Source organism: Nocardioides sp. NPDC051685 (assembly GCF_044453405.1).
Taxonomy (GTDB): Bacteria; Actinomycetota; Actinomycetes; order Propionibacteriales; family Nocardioidaceae; genus Nocardioides.
This window is the reverse complement of the sequence record NZ_JBITCR010000014.1, coordinates 1-20,778: the sequence shown is the minus strand read 5'-3', so window position 1 is coordinate 20,778 and position 20,778 is coordinate 1. Positions and strand designations below refer to the sequence as shown.

The window sequence follows — 20,778 nt, the reverse complement described above, 5'->3', positions numbered from 1 at the left end:
GGAGTCGATGTCTGTGCGCGAGGACCACCCCCGGGAAATCGACCCCTCGCGCTCGATATTCGACGCCTCGGCGTCAAGAACTGACGCCTCGACGAGACTGACCGGATCCGGCCATCGGGCTTCCGGGGTTGTGACGGGGGTCATAGTCTTCGGAGTGCTTTGAAACGTATCAGTCACGCTCCGGAGGACCCGCATGAAGCTCCGCCTGGTCGCGATCGTCACCAGCGCCCTCGTCGTCACCAGCCTCTCGGCGGCGGTGACCCCGCCCGCCGCGTCCGCCGACACCGCGCCTGCCGCGCCCGCCGGCCTGACCGTCGACGACCTCGCTCACCCACTCAACACCGACCTGACCCCACGGTTCGGCTGGCTACCTCAGGACAGCGACGCCAACGAGGTGCAGAGCGCCTACAAGATCGAGGTACGCGACGCCGCCGGTGAGATCGTCTGGGACTCCCGCAAGGTGTCCTCCGCGCAGCAGTCCTACGTCGACTACGCCGGTGAGACCCTCGAGCCCGGCAGCAGCTACACCTGGCGAGTCATGACCTGGGACCGTCGCAAGCTGCCCTCGCGGTGGTCCGAGAGAGCTGCCTTCGAGACAGGCCTCGGCGACACCGACTGGGCCGGCGCGAGCTGGATCAGGCGACCGCCGGGCACCGCGGAGAACCCGGCCCAGGAGAAGGACGAGTGGACCCTGGCCCGCACCGAGGTCGAGGTGCCGCAGGGCAAGCTCGTCAGGGCCCGCAGCTACCTGGCCGCCAGCCACACCGCCGAGCTCTACCTCGGCGGCGAGCAGGCCGACCGGATGAGCAACTTCGGCTACCCGAGCGAGGGCTACTACCGGGCCGCGGACGTCACCGACCTGGTCACGCCCGGCGAGACCCTCGCTCTCGGCCTCAAGCTGCACTGGTTCAGCGGTGGCCAGGGCCGCGCCGCGGGCATCCCCGGCGTACTTCTGAAGCTCGAGCTGACCTACGCCGACGGGGAGACGACCACGATCGTCACCGACGGCTCCTGGAAGGTCCGCCGGGGCCCGTACGTCACCGTCGGCACCCGCAACGGCGAGGGCCTCTGGATCGAGCACCTCGACGGCCAGGCCGCCGAGACGATCGGCGACTGGACCGCGGAAGGCTACGACGACACGACGTGGAACGACGCGGTCGTCCTCGGACGGCACCCGGTGGCACCGTTCACCCACCTCGAAGGCCAGCAGACCAGGCTCACGGAGACCCCCGTCCACCCCGAGCGCATCCTGCAGGCCGAGGACGGCACCCCGGTCGCCGACTTCGGTCGGATCATCCCGGCACGCCCCGGAGTGCACTTCGAGAACGGGGTGGCCGGACGCCAGGTCCCGATCCGGGCCGGCTACGCGCTCGCCGACACCGGCCGGGTGTCGACCACGAGCCTCTCGACGCAGAGCACGAACATGTCCTTCCCCTACACCCAGGCCGCCGGAGCGCAGGACTACCAGGCGGTCGGCCACCTCGGCTTCCGCTACCTGGAGATCCCGGGCGCGGGGGAGGAGATCACGGCCGACGACGTGACCGCGACCGTCGTCCACACCGCCTACGACGAGGACGGCGCCGCCACCTTCGAGAGCTCCGACGCGACCCTCGACGCCGTCTGGGACCTGATGGACCGCTCGCTGCGCTACTCGGTCCAGGAGACCTTCGTCGACACCCCGACGCGCGAGCAGGGCCAGTTCCTGCACGACACGGCCAACATCTCGATCGGCCTGATGTCCTCCCAGCGCGAGCGCGTCGCGTCCCGCCAGGCGATCCGGGAGTTCCTGCTCAGCCAGGAGCGCTACTGGAGGACCGGCAACGACGTCGGCCGCTACAACGCGGTCTACCCCAACGGCGACGGCAAGCGCGACATCCCCGACTTCACCGAGGTCGTCCCCGACTGGATCTGGCGCTACTACCTGGAGACCGGCGACAAGGCCGTCCTCGAGGACGCGTACGACAACCTCACCGCCACCGCCGGCTACATCCGCCGCCACATCGCCGCCAGCGGCCCGACCCAGGGCCTGGTCACCAATCTCTCCGGCGGCTCCGGCCAGTACCTGTACGGCATCGTCGACTGGCCCGCCCACGGCCGCTTCGGCTACGACATGACCACCGCAGCCAGGACCACGGTGAACGCGCTCGGCGTCGACGTGCTCCGCAAGGTTGCCCTGATCGGCGAGGAGCTCGGCCGACCGGCCGAGGAGCTCGCCGCCCTCGACTCCGACGCCGACAAACTGGCTGCGCGGATGAACCAGACCCTGCGCAGGGCCGACGGCACCTACGTCGACGGCCTGCTCGCCGACGGCTCCCAGTCCGCCCACGCCGGCCAGCACGCCACCTCGTACGCCATCGCCTTCGGCATCGCACCGGCCGAGGACGTCCCCGCGCTCGGCGAGCACCTCGCGGCCATGGGGATGAAGCAGGGGCCGATGACCGCCCACGTGCTGCTCGAGGCCATGGCGAAGGCCGGTGCCGGCGCCGGCGTCCTCGACCTGCTGACCGACGAGGACGACTACGGCTGGGCCGGCTGGCTCGCTCGCGGAGGGACGTTCACCCCCGAGGCCTGGGAGCTGAGCGGGTCGGCCAACAGCGCCTCCCACGGCTGGGGCTCGCGAGGCATCATCGACATCACCGAGTCGGTGCTCGGCATCCGCACCACCGCCCCGGGCGCCGCCGAGGTCGAGATCGCCATCCCGGCCACCGGCCTGACCCATGCCAAGGGCTCCGTGGTCACCCAGCGTGGCCGCGTCGCATCCGCCTGGACCCGGACAGCCGACGGGATCACCCTCCACGCCACGATCCCGGTCAACGTCACCGCGGTCGTACGCCTCCCCGAAGGCTCCTACCTGGCCACCGGCCCCGGCGGGGCCGCCCCGGAGCGCCTCGGCACCCGGAACGGCATCACCTCTTACCGGATCGGCTCCGGTGCGTGGACCTTCACGAAGGCAGCGTGAGCACCGATGACTCCGCTAACCTGCCGCAGTGCGCCGAATCGCCGCGCTGGCCGCGGCTCTCTTGATCGCGTCGCTGCCGGCCGCCTGCGGCACGACCGAGCCGCAGCAGACGGCCTGGCCCGGCGGGCTGACCGCCTACGTCGACCAGACCCGGCTGCAGCGCAACACCGGTGAGGCGTTCGTACGCCTCGTCAACGACACCGGCTCCTCGATCGAGGTCTCGCACCTCGAGGTGAGCAGCGACCGTTTCCGGGCCCGCTGGACGGGCTCGGAATCGGTCGACCCCGAGATGGACTTCGACTTCGACATGCCCCGCGGAAAGTGCGGCGAGGGCGGCGACGCCGACCTGACCATCACCTGGCGAGAGACCGGGAAGGAGGAGTGGCGCACCAGCACCGGCACCGCCGAGGACAGGTACGGCAACATCGACCGCCTCCTCGACCGTGACTGCGCCGAGCGCACCCTGAGCGAGGCCGCCGACATCACCGTCGGCGAGCCCCGGACCGAGGGCTCGGGCAAGCAGAGCGTCTTCGTCCTCCCGGTGACCTTCACCCCGACCGAAACACATCCGGAGGTCACCTTCGACGGCTGGGAGGGCACCGTACTCTTCCAGCTCGCCTCCGAGACACCCACCTGGCCGCGGGCGACGCCCCATCCGATGACCGGCGACCCGGTCACGCTGGAGCTGCGGGTCCTGCCTGCCCGGTGCGACCCGCACGCCCTGGCCGACGACAAGGTCGGCAGCCTCTTCCGCGTCCATGTCGGTGGTCCCGACGTCCCTGACGGCGCCAGCTATTTCCTCCTGCTCGACAAGGAGCAGAAGCGCGCCCTCTACGACTTCCTGCCCGGCTACTGCGGCTGGGAGTGAGGCAAGAGTTCACCGGTTCGTGACCTCGGGATCCCCCATCCGGATGTGTCAGGTAGCAGAATTACCAACCGTCCGTAACGCACACTCAGGAGGATTCATGTCCGGGAAGAACCGCTCCGTGCTCACCATGATCAAGCTGCTCCTGGCAGCCCTCGTCACCACGACCGGCCTGTTCGGCGCCAGTGTCGTCTCCGCGCCGGCCGCCCAGGCCGACTGGGCAGCCAGCTGCACCCACAGCGGCTGCGCCGAGGCGCTCAGCTCCAACAGCACCTGGAAGTCGCTGGGCTACCCGTCCTCGCGAGGTTGGTACGACTGGCCGCCCACCGGCACCTGCAACTTCGCCGGCGGCACCTACAACAACTACGAGGGCGAGCTGCCCTCGGGCCACTCCTACCTCGAGTTCGACGTGACCCCGCGCGAATGCGGTGCGCCCCGCCAGTCCTACCGGATCATCCTCGACCGCACCACGGGTGACGTCTACTTCACACCCGACCACTACGGCACCTTCTACTTCCTGACCTGATCCTTTCTCTGTGACGGCCTCTGACCTGGGCGAACACCGTGCCGCCGGCCCAGGGCAGAGGCCGTTTCGTACGTCTCGTGCAACCTGATGAGCCGCTGAAACGTCATGGACACGGAGCCGAGGATCACGAACGGTCAGGAACCCGGCCGTACTCTAGGGACGTTTGTGACCGCGGGAGGGAACACTTTGAGCTGGCAGGGCAATCCGCCTTACACACCCACGCCGAAGCCGAAGAAGAACCGGGTGAGGAAGGTCCTGAAGGCTTTCTTCGTCCTGATTCTGGTGGGCGCGCTGATCGGCACCCTGGGCGTGATCGTGGCCTACAACGCCATCCCGATCCCCAGCGCCAACGCCGCCTACGAGAAGGAGACCTCCTTCGTCTACTACCGCGGCGGCAAGGACGAGCTCGGGCGTTACATCGCCGACTCGCAGGACCGCGACTCGCTGCCCTTCGACGAGATTCCGCAGCTGATGAAGGACGCCGCGGTCGCCGCCGAGGACCGCACGTTCTGGAAGAACAGCGGCATCGACATCAAGGGCATCCTGCGCGCGGTGGTCAACAACAACACCGGCGGCACCCAGTCCGGGGCCTCGACGATCACCCAGCAGTACGTCAAGAACCTCTACCTCACCCAGGAGCGCACCTACACCCGCAAGGTGAAGGAAGCGGTGATCTCGTTGAAGATCAGCCGGCAGGAGTCCAAGGAGGACATCCTCGCCGGCTACCTCAACACCATCTACTTCGGCCGCGGAGCCTACGGCGTCGAGGCCGCCTCCAACGCCTACTTCGACAAGCCGGCCGCGGACATCACCCTCCAGGAGGCCGCGACGCTGGCCGCGATCCTCAACGACCCCAACGACCTCGACCCGAGCAACGGCGAGGAGGCGGTCTCCGCGCTGGAGGGCCGCTACCGCTACGTCATCAACTCGATGGTCAAGCTGGGCATGGTCGACGCCGCCGAGGGCGAGAAGGCGAAGGCCTCGCTGCCGAAGTTCAAGAAGCCGCGCTCCGACAGCCGCTACGGCGGCCAGAAGGGTCACGCGCTCAAGCTGGTCCGCGACGAGCTCCTCAAGCTCAAGGACGAGCAGGGCAACCAGCTGCTCACCGAGGACGAGATCAACGGCGGCGGCCTGCGGATCACGACCACGCTGACGAAGAAGACGATGAAGACCGTCGAGCAGGCGGTCAACGACGTACGTCCGGAGGACAAGAAGGCCTACATCGCGGACGAGAACCAGAAGGGCGACGAGCTCCATGTCGGCGCCGCGACGGTCGACGTGAAGACCGGAGCGCTGCGTGGTTTCTACGGCGGCCAGGACTACCTCGACTCGCAGACCAACTGGGCCGCGACCGGCGCGATGGCCGGCTCGACGATGAAGGCCTTCACTCTCGCCGCGGCGCTGAAGGCGGGCTACTCGCTCAAGGACAGCTGGGACGGCAACTCGCCCAAGGAGTTCGACGCCCTGCCCGGCCACCCGATCCGCAACTCCGGCCAGGACGCAGCCAACCCGAGCGGTCACAGCTATGGGTCGAACATCAGCAGCCTCATGGCGATGGAGCAGTCGGTCAACACCGCCTTCGTCGAGATGTCCGACTCGCTGCCCAACGGCAGCAAGGACGTCTACGACATGGCGCTGGCGGCCGGACTCCCGCCGGCGAACGCCGACTCGGCCCACCCCGGTATCCCGATGACCACTGGTGACTTCGAGCCGGAGGACTTCCTCCTCACCCTCGGCAAGAACCGGACCAGCCCGATCAACATGGCCAACGCCTACGCCACGATCGCCAACGGCGGCGTCCACAACGACGTCTACGTCGTGTCCAAGGTCGTCGACGCCGACGGCACCGTCCTCTACGAGCACGACGACTCGGCGAAGGGCGAGCGCGCGATGTCGGAGGACGTCGCCGACGACACCTCCTACGCCCTCCAGCAGGTGGTCTCCAGCGGCACCGGTCGGGCGGCCAGCGCAGTGGTCCAGCCCGCCGCAGGCAAGACCGGCACCGCGACCAATGACAAGGACGAGGTCTCCTCGGCCTGGTTCGCCGGCTACACACCGCAGCTGGCGACCGCTGTCGCGTACAGCCGCGGTCTCGGCAGCGGTGCCCTGGACGGCTGGCTCGACACCTACTTCGGCGCCGACTATCCCGCCGACACCTGGGTCGAGATCATGGGCCCGCTGACCGACGAGCTCGACTACGAGGCGTTCCCCGAGCCGGCATGGCTCGACGGCGACGCACCCGAGTCCGGCCACGCGCCCTATGTGACGCCGAGCCCCGACCCGAAGCCGAGCAAGAAGCCGTCGCCGTCGAACACGCCGACACCCACGCCGACACCCACCCCGACACCGACTCCGACCCCGACCCCGACGCCGACCCCGACACCGACGCCGACCCCGACACCGACCAAGTCGCCGGGCCCTCCTGACCCCAACCCCGAGGACCCGTCGACCGAGCCCGGGCCGGTCTGAGGCGGCTCCGGTCGACATCAGATGACGTGTCAACGCTTGCTGGGGGGCCTCACTTCCCGCGACCTTGCCCGACACGGTTAGATAGAGCCCGTGTCTGTGATCGCCCCCGTCGACGTCCACGATGACACCGCTCTGAAGGCTTGGTACGCCGTGGAGGCGGCATCGATGGCCTTCGATCGACCCTACGCGTCACATCGCACCTTCGAGGCGCTCGCCAACTCCGTGCGCACCCCGCACGACCATGGCCGCCGCGTCCTGCTCGCCGCGAAGGAGCAGGGCGAGACGATCGGCATCGCCGAGCTCGACCTCCCCGAGGAGGAGCGGAGCCACGTCGTCGAGCTCGGCATCCACGTCCTCCCCGTGCACCGCTGGCGCGGGGTCGGCACCGAGCTGTGGCGAGCCGCCGATGACGTACGCCGCACCAGCGGTCGCACCCTGACGACCGCCGAGGTGACCATCCCCCCGAAGTCTTCCCTGGCCTTCGCGCGGGCGCTCGGCTTCAAGTCCGTACGCCGCGAGGACCATCTCGCTGCCGACCTCCCGCTGCCCCACAAGCCCTTCAACGTGCTCGGCTACGAGATCCTGATGTGGGAGGACCGCACGCCCGAGGACCTGCTCGCCCAGTTCGTCGGCCTGCGCAACCAGATGGGCAAGGAGATGCCGGGCAAGTCCGAGCAGGACATGATCGCCCACACTGCCGATCGCATCCGCTCCGCGGAGAAGAGCACCGCCCGCTCCTACGACCGCATCACCGCCGCCGCCCGCGAGATCCTCACCGGCGAGCTGGTCGGCTACTCGGTCATCTTCCTGGCCCACGGCAGCGACGAGGCCATCCAGGACGACACCTTCGTCAAGTCCGCCCACCGCGGCCACAAGCTCGGCCTGGCCCTCAAGGTCGCCACCCTCGCCGCCGTCCAGCGCGACCACCCCGAGCGCACCAGCATCCACACCTGGACCGACCCGTCCAACGACGTGATGCAGCGCATCAACAAGCAGTTCGGCTTCCGCAAGATCGAGCTCATGCACGAGGTCCAGCGCACCGATCGTTGGTAGGCCGCGTGGGGCTCGAGACCCGCGATCGAGGAAGAGTCAGCCCAACTCACGAAGGATCGCGGCCGGCGGCCGGCGATGCATGCTGTCGCGAGAGCCGACCGTTCAGCTCCTGTGCGGGGACGGGGTAACCGAGGAGGTACCCCTGGGCGGCCTCCGCCCCCAAAGATCGGAGCAGGGCCAGCTGGTCCTCGCGTTCGACGCGTTCGCCGCAGACGGTGAGGCCGAGCGAGTGCGCGACGTCGACGAGCTCCTGCAGCGTCCGGCGGCGTGAGGGTGTGGTCGGGTCGATGTAGGTGCAGTCGACCTTGATGCTGTTCAGCGGGAGCCGGGAGAGCTGGTCGATGGTGTTGTGGCCGGTGCCGACGTCATCCAGGCTGAGCCCGACGCCGAGTCTTCGCAGTTCGTGCAGGTTGTCCACGGCGGATTCGTCGATGGACACGGTCTCGGTGATCTCGAGTACGAGCTGGGCGGGGTCGATGTCGTGGGCGTGGAGGGCGGCCGCCACGTCGTCTCGGATCCGTGGGGTGTTGATGTGCCGCCCCGAGACGTTGACCGAGACGACCAGCCGCCGGTGTCCGTTGCTGTTGTTCCAGTCCGCGAGCTGGCTGGCGGCGCGGTCGATCACCCAGGCGCCGACCCGACAGATCAGGTCGGATGCCTCCGCGACGGGGATGAACTCGGCGGGTGGGACGAGTTCGGTGTCGGGGCGGCTCCACCGCACCAGCCCCTCGTACGCGTAGATGGAGTCGGTTCGTAGGTCCAGGATCGGCTGGTAGTGCAGCACGAGCTGGTCGTGCTCGATGGCATGGGCGATGGCATGGGCGATGGATGCCTGGAGGCCACCATCGCCGGGGCTGCGGTTCGATGCGCCGCTGGTGTCATCAGTGGGCATGGGCTGACTCCCGTTCGGAGATGAGGCGGCCGAGGGCTCTCGACCGGTGGCGTCGCCGCACGGCGGCGACGGCGGGGATGCCGGGTGGGATGCCGTTGATGGCGCCGGCGGGGGTGTGGAACAACCACAGCGACATGGTGCGGAGGGCCGCCCAATCGTCGTCGGCCACCCGGAGAGCCACGACCGACCCGGCGTCGCCCGGGAGGTCGCTGCGTCGAACCACGTGCATACGCACCGAGGAGGCCTGGGGCAGCACGAGCTCCACGACGTCGGTGAGCGGCGGGCTGGCGGGCAGGCGTACGGCGGCGCCGCCGACCGAGATGTCGACCAGCTCGCCGCGGGTGCCGTCGATGGATACCGGTGCGCGGAGCGCGATGCGGTGTGCGTTGCGGCGGGTGGTCGCGTACGCCGGCGAGAGGACTCGTACGGCGCCGAGCACCAGCCCGATCCCGGCGAGCAGGAGCCAGGCGGCGGAGGCCACGGTCGCACCGTCCGTCGCGCGCCACGGAACGAGCCCGAGGGCGCCGGCCAATGAGTAGCCCAGGACTGAGAAGACCGCGACGATCAGCACGATGACCACTCTCGGGACCTTTCCGCGGGCCCTCTCCTCGGCGCCGGCCTTGGGGGTGACAGCGAACTCGAGGGTGCGGCGGGTGAGCAGCCACCACAGGCAGGAGATGCCGACGGGTACCCGGAAGATCCGCAGCGCGAACGACGTCGGCAGGTGCAGGTGGTGACGGAACAGCTGGCGGACGCCCCACATGCGGAGCACGAACATCGCGAGGAAGACTGCGGCGAAGGCGGCCGGTCCGGCTGTGGACGTCTGGGCTCCGCTGAGCAGGATGGCAGCGGGGATGAGGAAGATGACGACGGTGGCGACGCCTTCGAGCCACCACAGCGTGCCGCTGAGGTACTCGTAGTAGTTGCGCCATGACATCCACCGCTTGGCCGCCCAGAGGCGCTCCTTGGCCAGGACCTGCATCGAGCCCAGCCCCCACCGACGCCGCTGCAGCAGATACTGCTCGGGGGTCTGTGGCGCCAGCCCCACGGCAAGCGTCTGGTGGTGGTAGACGGTCTTCCACCCCGCTCGGATCAGACCGAGCGTGGTGTGCATGTCCTCGACGATGGTGTCGGTGGCGATGCCACCGACCTCACGCAGCGCCCGGGTGCGAAGCAGCGAGGTGGAGCCGCACCAGAACGGCCCCGCGCCGTCATGGTTGCGGGCCGCCATCTGCACGTGGAAGAAGATGCCCTGCTCGCCGGTGACCCCGTCGTCGTCGAATGCACCGGAGTTGTAGAACGTCTGCGGCCCCTGCACCAGCGCGATGTCAGGGTCTTCGAACCAGCCCAGCGTCGCGGTGAGGAAGGTCGGAAGCGGCACGTGGTCACAGTCCAGGACCGCGATGACGTCGACGTCCTGCCCGTGTTCAGCCTCCCGTGCGATGAGGTCGAGCGCATGGTTGAGGTTGCCCGCCTTGGCGTGGTCGTGCACCGGGCGACGTACGTAGCGGGCGCCGTACTCCTCACACAAGGATCGGACCCAGTCGCGGTCACCGTCGTCGAGAACCCAGGTCTCGTGGACGGGCTCGAGAGCGCGTGCGGCCGCGATCGTCGGCGCGATCACCTCCACCGGCTCGTTGTAGGTCGGGATGAGCACGGCGACGCGGATGCCCTCGGGCGCCTCGGTCACCGGGGGCGGGGCGCGACTGTCCAGGTTCCACAGCGTCACCAGGCGGAGGATCAGCCCCAGGAGGGGAAGTCCCTCGAAGGCCACGAGCAGCCACGCGGCCGTCCTGTCCCAGCCGCCTGCGGGAATGGTGAACACCACCCGCCACGTGAGGTAGACCAGCAGCGCGCCGATCGCCGTCAGGCCGCCCACATGTGCCAGCAGCCGGGACCGTCGTCGCTCGGGTCGGGGTGCGCCGAGCAGGACCGCCCACCCCGCGAGGCTGGCGCCGGGTTCGACGGTGGCGGCCGACGCCCCGACTCGTGTGATCCGGGCTCGCCGGGCTTGGGAGGCACGCCCTGACCCGTTGTCGTCCGGCGATGTTGATCCGCTCATCCCGAGACTCCCTCATTGTTGGCTTACGCACCATGTTAAGAGCGAAACCGCAGAGATGCAGCGAATAGCGCTATTCCCTCTGTCTATGACCCGGATGCGCTGTTTTGGGCCGGAATATGCCGAAATATGGCCGGATATGCGGATTAATCGCGATTAACCGATGTATTCACGGCACTGCGTTCCGATTCCCCAGCCTGGCGACAAGTTGCGGAGATCGTGCCAAGATGGCAGTTGGAAGACCAATGTGTCGCCATTGTCGAGCTGGACGTGAGCGGGGGTCCATGATGTCTCGGGCTGGGTCGTGGCAGCGGTTCCGCACCGCCTGCATCATCTTCGCGGTGGCCGCCGCGGCGTTGGCCGTGTTCGGGGTCGGGGGTCTCGGCAGCGTGACCGCCGTCCGAGCGGCGTCCGATGGCAGTTTCGTGGTCTTCTCGGCGGTTGCCGCCGTCGCCTGTTTCCATGCCGCAGGGGAGGAAGGGACCGGGAGGCGACTGCCGTGGTGGCTGCTCGGTTTCGCAGCGGCGTGCTACGCGGCCGGCAACGCCATCTGGTTCTACTACCAGGTCCTGGCACCTGAGGCCCAGACCTTCCCGGGCCCCGCCGACGTCTTCTACGTGGCGGTGGTGCCGTTCGCCCTCGCCGCGATGCTCACGCTGCCGGACCGTCCACTCTCCGCCGCGGCACGGGTGCGCGCGATCGCAGACGGACTGATCATGGGCACCGCCCTGCTGTTCATCAGTTGGATCCTGCTCGTCGGACCGCTCGTCGCACAGCTCGGCGAGGTCACCTGGACCTATCTGTTCGTGTACCTGTACTACCCGTTGACCGACATCCTGATCATCACGATCGCGGTCACCCTGGCCACCCGGGCCACCGGAGCCCGGCGCCTCCCGATGCTGCTGGTCGGCGCCGCGTTCGTGGCAATCGCGTGCGCCGACACGGGCATCGGCTACCTGGCGCTGAATGGCCGAGAGGCGGCCGGAAGCGGCCTCGACCTGGGCTGGACGATCGGATACATGCTGCTGGTCCTGGCGGCACTGGTCCCGCCCAGGGAGGACACTGCGGGGCAACCGACCCGGCGGACCCTGCTTCCCGAGCTGCTGCCGTACGTGCCGGTCGGTGTCGTTCTGGTCGTCACGGCCAGCAACCCGGACCGCTTCGGTGACCGGGTACTGGCCCTGCTCCTGGTCACCGTCGCGGCGCTGCTGGTCGTGCGGCACATGCTGACGCTGGCGGACAACGTCCGGCTGACCCGCGGCCTGGAGGGACTGGTCGAACAGCGGACCCATGACCTCGAGCAGCTCACCATGCGTCACCAGTCGATCCTCGACAGTGCCGGGGAGGGCATCGTCGGGCTCGACCTGTCGGGCCGGGTGACGTTCGCGAACCCGGCGGCCGGTGCGCTGCTCGGTCGTTCTCCCGCCGACCTGTCAGGCGCCCGGTTCCACGAGGTGACCAGGGCGACCAACGAGGCCGGTGAGCCGATCGCTGCGGCCGGTGACCTGGTCGCCTCGGCGTTGCAGGACGAGGTGGTCCGCACCGTGACGAACGCGACCTACCAGCGGGCGGACGGCTCCGACTTCGCCGTGGAGCTCACCGTCGCGCCGGCCCGTGCCGCGAGCGGTGTCGCCGGCGGCGTACTCATCTTCCGCGACGTCACCGAGCGACGGACGATCGAGCGGATGAAGGACGAGTTCGTCTCGGTGGTCAGCCATGAGCTGCGCACCCCGCTGACCTCGCTACGCGGTGCCCTCGGCCTGCTCCAGGGGGGTCTGCTGGAGGGGACGCCACCCAAGGTGCAGCGCATGGTGCAGATCGCGGTGGGGTCCACCGACCGACTGATCCGCTTGATCAACGACATCCTGGACGTGGAGCGCATCGCGGCCGGCAAGGTGACGCTCGATCGGCGGAGCGTCGCCGCCGCAGACCTGGCCGACCGGGCGGTGGCCGAGATGCGTGGCCTCGCACAGCAAGCCCAGGTCCAGGTGCAGGCCGAGGAGATCACCGGCAGCGCCGACGCCGATCCCGACCGGATCGTGCAGACCCTCACCAACCTGCTGAGCAACGCGATCAGGTTCTCGCCTCCTGGGGGCACCGTCCGGTTGGGAGCCGTGGAGCAGGACCATGAGCTGCTTTTCAGCGTCAGCGACGAGGGCCCCGGCGTCCCATCGGACCAGCTCGAGGCGATCTTCGGCCGGTTCGCGCAGGTCGACGCCTCCGACACCCGCGAGAAGGAGGGCTCGGGTCTGGGGCTGGCCATCTGCCGCGGACTGGTCGAACAGCACGGTGGGCGCATCTGGGCGCACAGCGAACCGGGCCATGGCGCCACCTTCTACTTCACGCTGCCCGCTGCGGATCCCGCCACTGCCATCGCACCGTCCCCTGAGGAGCGGCCGGCGATGCCCACCGTGCTGGTGTGCGAGGACGACCCGCAGACTCGCGCCGTGATCGGCGAGATGCTTCGGTCTCACGGGTACGCCGTGGTCGGTGTGGCCTCGGGCGAAGAGGTGGTTGCGCGCACAGCCGAAGTGGCCCCGGCTGCGGTGCTCATGGATCTGACCCTCCCCGGCATCGACGGCTGGACCGCTATCGCTCAGCTGCGAGCGGACGCCCGGACCGGCCATGTCCCGGTGCTCATCGTCAGCGGCTCCCCGCCGAGCACCTCACTCGGCAGGTCCTCGCTGGACGTGGCCGCCTGGCTGAGCAAGCCGCTCGACATCACGTCCTTGCTGACCGCACTGAGAGAGGCCATCTCAGGCGACAGACCCCAGCCCTGCGTGCTCGTGGTGGAGGACGACCAGTCGCTCGCCCAAGTGCTCACCACCCTCTTTGCCGAGCACGGCGTGCTGGCCGTGCCGGCGCACACTGCTCGCGACGCATTGCGGCTCGGACGCGACCTCGTCCCCGACCTGTTGCTCCTCGATCTGCTGCTGCCGGACAGCGACGGCTTCGCGCTCGTGGACTGGCTCCGCCAAGACCCTCGCCTGTGCCGGGTCCCCGTGGTGGTCTACACGGCGCTGGACGTCGACGAGTACGACAAGGAGCGGCTGCGCCTGGGGCCGACCGAGTTCCTCACCAAGGCGAGGAACAACCCCGAGGAGGTGGAGCAACAGGTCATGAAGCTGCTCGCCACGGTGGTGACGGGGGCGAGCTCATGAGTCGCCGTGTGCTGCTCGTCGACGACGACGACGCCATCCGTGAGGTGGCCATGGCAAGCCTCGAGCTGGTCGGCGGCTGGGAGGTGGAGGCCGCCGCTTCGGGGCTGGACGCGCTCGACCGTTGCGCGGCCGATCCGCCCGACGCCATCCTTCTCGACGTCATGATGCCCAGGATGGACGGTCCGACGACGTTCGCCCGGCTCCAAGCCGACCCTCGCACCCGCGACGTCCCTGTCGTGCTGCTGACCGCCAAGGTGCAGCCCAGCGAGCGACGACGTTGGGAGGCACTCGGCGTCGCCGGCGTACTGAGCAAGCCGTTTGACCCGCTCACACTCTCCGCCCAGGTGGCAGAACTTCTGGGGTGGGAACCGTGACCGCCCGGTCGGACTCGTCCGGCTCCGCCTTCAGCCAGGCGCGAGCCCGACTCGACGAGCTTGCCGCGCGAGCCCGGGTGAGCCTCGCGGAGAGCCTGGCCACGATCGAGGCGGCAGTCCGGGTCCTCGAGGCCGGAGCCCTCGACGAGGAGACCGAGCGGCAGGCAGAGCGCGCCGCCCATCGGATCGCAGGAACGGCCGGAACGGTCGGCCTGCCGGACGCAACCGAGCCGGCCCGAGCGATCGAGCAGGCGTTCGCCGGCCATGCCCGGGCCGACGACGCCCGCCGGATGGCGCGCCACGTCGCCGAGTTGCGCAGAGCGCTGGCTCCCGCCGACACGGAGTCGTTCACCGCGGCCGCGTCACACCCGACCAGCCGGCTCCTGGCGATCCATGCCGCTCCGTCGTTGGCGGCCAGGATGGGGTCGGTCGCGACGTCACACGGCCTGGCCGTGACCGAAGACAGGGCCGAGGAGAACGTCGAGGCGGCAATCGTCGACCTGGACGTGCCCGACGCCGAAGCGATCATCCAACGTTGCGGCGCGGCGCGCCCGGCCGTCCCTGTCGTCGTCCTCGCGGAGACCACGTCCGTGACGGACCGGCTCCGTGCCGCGAACGCGGGTGCCCACCTGGTACTGCCTCGAGACGGACCTGCCGCCGAACCGATCGAGGCAGTCACCTCGCTGCTCGGCCAGCGGCACCACGACCGCCTCCGTGTGCTCGCCGTCGATGACGACCCCCTCAACCTCGCCCTGCTGCGCGAGACGTTGGCAACCGAACCGGTCGAGGTGAGCACGCTCGAAGACCCGCGCACCTTCTGGGGCACACTCGAACGCGAACGGCCAGACCTCGTGGTCCTCGACGTCGACATGCCGCATCTGGACGGCATGGAGCTGTGTCGCACCATCCGCACCGACCCGCGCTGGTCGGGCCTGCCGGTCCTGTTCCTGACCGCGAGCACCGGACCCGCGGCAGTCGACGCCGTCTTCGCCGCCGGTGCCGACGACTACGTGCCCAAGCCGTTCAACCCCAGCGAGCTACGGGCCAGGATCCGTAACCGGCTCGAGCGCGCCGAGATGTACCGGCGGCTCGCCGACACCGACCCACTGACCGGCGTGGCCAACCGGCGCCGGCTCGAGCGCGACTTCCACCGGCTGTGCGGCCTTGCCCGACGACACAACCAGCGGTTGTCACTGGCCCTGCTCGACATCGATCACTTCAAGAGCGTCAACGACACCCATGGTCACGGAGTGGGAGACCAGGTGCTGGTCCGTCTGACCGACCACCTGACCGCGGAGTTCCGTGGCGAGGACGTGGTGGCTCGGCTAGGTGGCGACGAGGTCGCGCTGCTGGCCTTCGGAATGTCAGCCGCCGACGCACAGCGGCGGCTGACAAGCGTCCTCGGCTCACCAGGACTTGTCATCAGCCCGCCGGAGGCACAGGAGCCGCTGACCATCAGAGTCAGCGCCGGCGTCGCAGACGTCGATGTGCACGACGACACGCTCGAAACGGCGCTCAGGACCGCAGACGCCGCACTGTACGACGCCAAGCGCTCCGGGCGCGCGCGGGTGGGCATCGCGAACCGAGAGAGCCATCAGCACGAGCCGGCGACGGCAGCGGGTGGCAAGGCGTCACTGCACATCGACCCGGCAGTGCGGGACTACTACGCCACGATGGTCGAACGCGAGCGGCTCGAGATCACCGGCCATGGCAGGCTGGAACGTCTTCGAACCCAAGAGCTGCTCACCAGGATGCTGCCACCCGCACCGGCGCGGATCCTCGACGTCGGCGGGGGCACGGGCGTCCACGCGCGATGGCTGGCCAACGCCGGGCACGAGGTGCATCTCATCGACATCGTTCCCGAGCACGTCGTGGAGGCACTCAGCCACGGATCGGCCTTCACCGCGGCACTGGGCGACGCACGCCAGCTCGACGAGCCCGACGACTCCGCGGACGCGGTGCTCCTGCTCGGCCCGCTCTACCACCTGCTCATCCGGACAGAGCGAGTCCAGGCGCTGCGCGAGGCACAGCGGGTGCTGAGGCCGGGCGGCACGCTCGCCGCGTCCGTCGTCAGCCGGCACGCGGCCTTGCTCGCCTACGCCACACGTGCCGAGCAGGACGCCGAACGTCTCGACCTCGCCATCAATACCGTGGCCCACGGAGGGTACGACCCGAAGCTCGGCTTCACCACGGCGTACTTCCACACACCGGACGAGATCGCGAGCGAACTGCATGCGGCTGGCTTCCGCGAGGTCCGCGTCTTGCCGATCGAGGGGCCCCTGTGGACCAGCGTCAAGACCTGCACCGACCCACTCCACCTGGACCGCCTGACCGAAAGCGCGGTGCTCTGCGCCCGCGCCCTCGAAGACGATGCCGCGATGCTCCCGGCCAGCGCACACCTGCTGGCCATCGGCCACGCCTGAGACCTCCTCGGCCGAGGAGGTCCGTCGGGGCCGTAGCAGTAGGCCGTGCGGGGCTCGAACCCGCGACCCAAGGATTATGAGTCCTCTGCTCTAACCGACTGAGCTAACGGCCCGGGCAGATCCTAGCGGGCGTGTCCGCCCGACTCTCGCTCGACCAGCGGAGCGGCTCAGCCGTTCCGAAGAACCTGATAGATGGTTTCGGACGACGGAGCCGGGCGAGGTACGTCGTTCCAGCCGATCTCGGTCGCCTTGGCAGCGATCGCGGACCTGACCTGGGCGGCGTCCACGTCATCCTCGAAGAACGCGATGGACATTCCGTTCCCGGTCGCCGGGTCGACCAGGTGATAGGCGCCCAGAACGCCGGGAACGGACTTCGCGGCATCGATCACCCATTGCCGGTCATCGTCAGGCATGGGTTCCCACACGGCGACTCGAGCGAACACGGCTACCTCCGATTCGGCGACTGGCCTGCCGAGGATGCCCCCGGCCTCACGATGTTAGGACGAGTGGCCGTGATTCGGCGATCAACCCTCGGAGTCGATGAGGTATCGGCCGTCGGTGTAGACGAGCCCCAACGTCACCGTGCCGCCATCCTGGCGGCCGTCCTTCATCGTGTACTTGTAGGTGTACGTCACCTTGAGCGGGTCGACGCTGGGGGAGACCGAGACGACGCTGGTGCTCGCGACGGAGCCCCACCAGTCGCGGTAACCCTCGATCCCGCCGCTGCTGGACTGGAACGCCGGGGTCAGCATCGAGCTGAAGGCACCGTCGGGGTTCGCGGGTGCGGTGGCGAGGTAGTTGCGGATGAACGCGTCGATGCCCTCGGCGGTCGCGCCGGCGGTCGCGCTCGCCGAGGGGCTCTCGCTCGGGGTCTCGCTGGCGGTCTCGCTGGGGGTCGAATCCTCCGATGGCTCGTCCGACTCCTCGTCGGCGGCGTTCTCGGTCTGCTCGTCGGTGGCCTCCGACAGCGGCGAGGCAGAGCTGACCTGCTTCGGCTTGGCAGACGGCTCGTCCCCGCGGTTGGCCCAGAGCGCCCCGCCGAGCAACAGCACCATGGCTACGGCCACGGCGACGAGCGCCACCGGCCACCACCTGCGCCGGCCGGCGGCGGCAGGCTTCGACGCCACCGCGCTCGCGGGCGTCGCCGTCTCCGCAGAGACCGGCGCCGCGACCGCGGCAAGGGTCTGCGTACGCAGCGCCACCGGCTCCAGCTTCTCGGCCGCAAGCCGTCCGGCCAGGAAGTCGACGACGTCCTCGGCCGACCACCGGTCGGCGGGGTCGTACGCCATCGTGTGCTCCAGCAGCGGCGCGAGCCGACCGGCCAGCGGCGTACGCGGCGGCTCCTCGTGCACCACCCGATACAGCGTCGCGAGCGCGTTGTCCCCGATCCCGTAGGGAGGCTCGCCCGCCAGCGCCTGGAAGAGCGTGGCCCCCAGCGACCACATGTCGCTGGCCGGGCTGGCCCGCCCGCCGGTGGCGATCTCCGGAGCCAGGTACGCCGGTGAGCCGGTGACCTGCCCGGTCTGGGTGGTCTGGGAGTCGACGCCACGCGCGATCCCGAAGTCGGTCAGCTTGGCACGGTCGGCACGGCCGACCACGATGTTGGCGGGCTTCACGTCGCGGTGGACGATGCCGGCGGCATGCGCTGAGCGCAGAGCGGAGGCGATCTGACCGATCAGTCTTGCGGCGTCCTCGACGGCCAACGGTCCGTCGTCGCGCACCATGTGGGCGAGAGTCTTCCCCTCGACGTACTCCATCACCAGCCACGGCTTGTCGTCGTCCCGCACGAGGTCGAAGACGGCGACGACGTTCGGGTGGACCAGCCGCGCGGCGAGCTGTGCCTCACGTTCGACGGCGGCATCCGAGACACCGTCGAGCGCGACCAGCTGTTTGAGCGCGACCGAACGCCCCAGAACTTCGTCGGTGGCGAGCCAGACGGCCCCCATCGCTCCCCGGCCGAGCTCCCTCTCGAGCCGGTACCTCCCTGCGATCACCCAGGTCCCCTCAAGTCTCGTCGCGAACGCCAGTGGTCAACTCTAGGGGGTATCGCCTACTACTCTTGCTTCCGGGACAACCCGTTCCGGGCCCCGGAAACACCTTCTGAGAACGATCTGAGAAAGGCACCACGTGTCCATCGATCCCACACTCCTCGACGATCTCGAGTGGCGAGGTCTCATCGCCGACTCGACGGACCGCGACGCGCTCCGAGAAGCGCTGTCCGGCGGGAGTGTGAAGTTCTATATCGGGTTCGACCCCACCGCGCCGAGCCTGCACATGGGCAATCTCCTCCAGATCACGATGGCGATGCGCCTGCAGAAGGCCGGCCACACGCCCTACGTCCTGGTCGGTGGCGCCACCGGCATGATCGGTGACCCGCGCGACTCGGGGGAGCGCACCCTCAACTCGGCCGACACGGTCAAGGAGTGGGTGGAGAAGGTACGTAAGCAGATCGAGCCCTTCGTCTCCTTCGACGGTGACAACGCCGCGACGATGGTCAACAACGCCGACTGGACGGCGTCACTGTCGGTGATCGACTTCCTCCGTGACATCGGCAAGCACTTCCCGGTCAACCGGATGCTCGCTCGCGACACGGTCAAGAAGCGCCTCGAGGACGGCATCTCCTACACGGAGTTCTCCTACATCCTCCTGCAGTCCATGGATTACCTGAACCTCTTCCGTACGCACGGGGTGACCCTTCAGTTCGGCGGTTCGGACCAGTGGGGGAACATCACCGGCGGTGTCGAGCTGGTCCGGCGGGTCACCGGCGAGACGGTTCACGCCTACACCACTCCGCTGGTCACGAAGGCCGACGGAACCAAGTACGGCAAGACAGAGGGCGGCGCGCTCTGGCTCGACCCGACCATGATGTCGCCCTACGCCTTCCACCAGTTCTGGCTCAACGTCGAGGACGCCAAGGTGGGGGAGATGCTGCGGGTCTTCACCTTCCTGTCCCACGAGGAGATCGAGACCCTGGAGGCGCAGCACGCGGAGAAGCCGTTCCTGCGTGTGGCCCAGAAGGCGCTCGCCGATCACATGACGACTCTCGTCCACGGGGCCGGGGAGACCGAGCAGGCCAAGCAGGCCGCAGCCGCGCTCTTCGGCGGCGGCGACCTGGCAACCCTGAGCAGTACGACGCTGGCCGCCGCGATCACCGAGGCCGGTGCCGTCGAGCTGGAGCGCGGTGACGAGCTGCCGACGTACGTCGACCTCCTCATCGCCGCCGGCCTCGTCTCCTCCAAGGGGGAGGCCCGCCGCACGATCTCCGAGGGCGGGGCGTACGTCAACAACGTCCGTGTGGAGGACGCTGAGGGGTCGCTCGACGAAAAAGAGTTGCTCGGCGACGGCTGGGTGGTCCTGCGCAGGGGCAAGAAGAAGTTCGCCGGCGTGCGCCTCAAGTAGCCGCTGACCTGCGAGAACGCCCCAGGGAAGGTGACCGCCTTCCCCGGGGCGTTCCTCGATTTGGCAAGGGCGTCACGGAGGCGTAATGTTCATCTGGTCGCCGGGGTGCGGCGGGAAGCAAGCTCGAGTCTTCGAGCGGGTTTCCGGCCCCTGAGTTGGCCGCCAACATTCTCGAGCATCAGCTCGGTTCAGAGTCTCCGTCAGATCCTCGGATCAGACCACAGAGTCACGACGAATCGCAGCGAGATTGTCTTGTGCTGTGTTGGTGTGGATGTCGCTTTTATCCGAATATGGTGTGAATTCGCCGAATTGGAGATGAAAGCGGGATCCGATAAAGTCCTCCAGGACTGAGGCGGATAAGGCTTCGAACTTTCAGCGAGAAAGCGCGGAACGCGCCGAATTGCGAAAGCGAGAATAGCTCCGCTAAAGTCGGGTAAGACGAAGCAGAAACACAACTGTTAATCCAGCGGAAAGCGCGGAAACGCGCCGAGTTGGAAAGCGAAAGTGGCTCTGATAAAGTCTGCGAGGCAGAACCGGCCGAGGGGTCTGGAGCTGGCAAGGAAACGCGAGAGCGGCGAATTGCGAAAGCGAAAGATAA

The 20,778-nt window shown here is 68.7% G+C and carries 13 protein-coding genes and 1 tRNA gene; 9 read left to right on the top strand and 5 right to left on the bottom strand.

Features of this window, described 5'->3' with window-relative positions; all coding sequences use genetic code 11:
* The first annotated feature begins 193 nt into the window (after positions 1 to 193).
* The 5 genes from ACIA03_RS26625 to ACIA03_RS26605 all read left to right on the top strand — a co-directional run bounded on the left by ACIA03_RS26625 (position 194) and on the right by ACIA03_RS26605 (position 7,872).
* Entirely contained in the window at positions 194 to 2,959 is a 2,766-nt protein-coding gene (locus ACIA03_RS26625; protein ID WP_396988217.1) for a family 78 glycoside hydrolase catalytic domain, read from the top strand.
* 28 nt (positions 2,960 to 2,987) lie between these two features.
* On the top strand, positions 2,988 to 3,827 hold the full coding sequence (locus ACIA03_RS26620) for a hypothetical protein (RefSeq protein ID WP_396988215.1): 840 nt from the start codon (positions 2,988 to 2,990) through the stop codon (positions 3,825 to 3,827).
* Positions 3,828 to 3,924: 97 nt separating this feature from the next.
* Positions 3,925 to 4,350 (top strand): ribonuclease domain-containing protein, encoded by a 426-nt coding sequence (locus tag ACIA03_RS26615; protein ID WP_396988213.1) that lies wholly within the window; start codon positions 3,925 to 3,927, stop codon positions 4,348 to 4,350.
* Positions 4,351 to 4,593: 243 nt separating this feature from the next.
* A complete protein-coding gene (locus ACIA03_RS26610) occupies positions 4,594 to 6,819 on the top strand; it encodes a transglycosylase domain-containing protein (protein WP_396988211.1) in 2,226 nt (741 codons plus the stop codon).
* Positions 6,820 to 6,909: 90 nt separating this feature from the next.
* Positions 6,910 to 7,872, top strand: coding sequence for a GNAT family N-acetyltransferase (locus tag ACIA03_RS26605; protein ID WP_350831959.1), 963 nt, complete (start codon positions 6,910 to 6,912; stop codon positions 7,870 to 7,872).
* Between the two features lie 46 nt (positions 7,873 to 7,918).
* Here the strand turns inward: ACIA03_RS26605 and ACIA03_RS26600 are convergent, their stop codons facing one another.
* Both ACIA03_RS26600 and ACIA03_RS26595 read right to left on the bottom strand, forming a co-directional pair.
* Entirely contained in the window at positions 7,919 to 8,764 is an 846-nt protein-coding gene (locus ACIA03_RS26600; RefSeq protein ID WP_396988209.1) for an EAL domain-containing protein, read from the bottom strand.
* Positions 8,754 to 10,826, bottom strand: a complete 2,073-nt coding sequence (locus ACIA03_RS26595; protein ID WP_396988207.1) for a glycosyltransferase family 2 protein — start codon at positions 10,824 to 10,826, stop codon at positions 8,754 to 8,756. The genes ACIA03_RS26600 and ACIA03_RS26595 overlap by 11 nt, the downstream gene beginning before the upstream one ends.
* 281 nt (positions 10,827 to 11,107) lie before the next feature.
* On the opposite strand from ACIA03_RS26595, the gene ACIA03_RS26590 reads away from it, so the two are divergent.
* Genes ACIA03_RS26590 through ACIA03_RS26580 form a run of 3 tightly spaced genes read left to right on the top strand, consistent with a single transcriptional unit; the run spans position 11,108 to position 16,781 of the window.
* Complete coding sequence (locus ACIA03_RS26590) at positions 11,108 to 13,984, top strand: response regulator (RefSeq protein ID WP_396988206.1); 2,877 nt, start codon at positions 11,108 to 11,110, stop codon at positions 13,982 to 13,984.
* Positions 13,981 to 14,358: a response regulator gene (locus ACIA03_RS26585; protein ID WP_396988204.1), complete on the top strand. Its 378-nt coding sequence runs from the start codon at positions 13,981 to 13,983 to the stop codon at positions 14,356 to 14,358. Before ACIA03_RS26590 ends, ACIA03_RS26585 begins: the two co-directional genes overlap by 4 nt.
* Entirely contained in the window at positions 14,355 to 16,781 is a 2,427-nt protein-coding gene (locus ACIA03_RS26580) for a diguanylate cyclase (RefSeq protein ID WP_396988202.1), read from the top strand. Before ACIA03_RS26585 ends, ACIA03_RS26580 begins: the two co-directional genes overlap by 4 nt.
* Before the next feature lie 39 nt (positions 16,782 to 16,820).
* On the opposite strand, the gene ACIA03_RS26575 is transcribed toward ACIA03_RS26580, so the two are convergent.
* From ACIA03_RS26575 to ACIA03_RS26565, 3 genes are all read right to left on the bottom strand, one after another.
* Positions 16,821 to 16,894: transfer RNA gene (locus tag ACIA03_RS26575), tRNA-Ile, on the bottom strand.
* Positions 16,895 to 16,948: 54 nt separating this feature from the next.
* On the bottom strand, positions 16,949 to 17,194 hold the full coding sequence (locus ACIA03_RS26570) for a hypothetical protein (protein ID WP_396988200.1): 246 nt from the start codon (positions 17,192 to 17,194) through the stop codon (positions 16,949 to 16,951).
* 111 nt (positions 17,195 to 17,305) lie between these two features.
* Positions 17,306 to 18,775 carry a protein kinase gene (locus ACIA03_RS26565; RefSeq protein ID WP_396988198.1) on the bottom strand — a complete coding sequence of 490 codons (1,470 nt, stop codon included), beginning with the start codon at positions 18,773 to 18,775 and terminating at the stop codon, positions 17,306 to 17,308.
* Positions 18,776 to 18,908: 133 nt separating this feature from the next.
* On the opposite strand from ACIA03_RS26565, the gene tyrS reads away from it, so the two are divergent.
* The gene (tyrS, locus tag ACIA03_RS26560; RefSeq protein WP_396988196.1) at positions 18,909 to 20,180 is read left to right on the top strand and encodes a tyrosine--tRNA ligase; all 1,272 of its coding nucleotides are present in this window, start codon (positions 18,909 to 18,911) and stop codon (positions 20,178 to 20,180) included.
* Positions 20,181 to 20,778 lie beyond the last annotated feature (598 nt).

What these genes read in the sequence shown, in the direction of transcription:
- ACIA03_RS26570 (WP_396988200.1), bottom strand. Translation starts at nt 17,194, where the DNA reads ATGCCTGACGATGACCGGCAATGGGTGATCGATGCCGCGAAGTCCGTT.
- ACIA03_RS26625 (WP_396988217.1), top strand. Translation starts at nt 194, where the DNA reads ATGAAGCTCCGCCTGGTCGCGATCGTCACCAGCGCCCTCGTCGTCACC.
- ACIA03_RS26590 (WP_396988206.1), top strand. Translation starts at nt 11,108, where the DNA reads ATGATGTCTCGGGCTGGGTCGTGGCAGCGGTTCCGCACCGCCTGCATC.
- ACIA03_RS26615 (WP_396988213.1), top strand. Translation starts at nt 3,925, where the DNA reads ATGTCCGGGAAGAACCGCTCCGTGCTCACCATGATCAAGCTGCTCCTG.
- ACIA03_RS26595 (WP_396988207.1), bottom strand. Translation starts at nt 10,826, where the DNA reads ATGAGCGGATCAACATCGCCGGACGACAACGGGTCAGGGCGTGCCTCC.
- ACIA03_RS26585 (WP_396988204.1), top strand. Translation starts at nt 13,981, where the DNA reads ATGAGTCGCCGTGTGCTGCTCGTCGACGACGACGACGCCATCCGTGAG.
- ACIA03_RS26600 (WP_396988209.1), bottom strand. Translation starts at nt 8,764, where the DNA reads ATGCCCACTGATGACACCAGCGGCGCATCGAACCGCAGCCCCGGCGAT.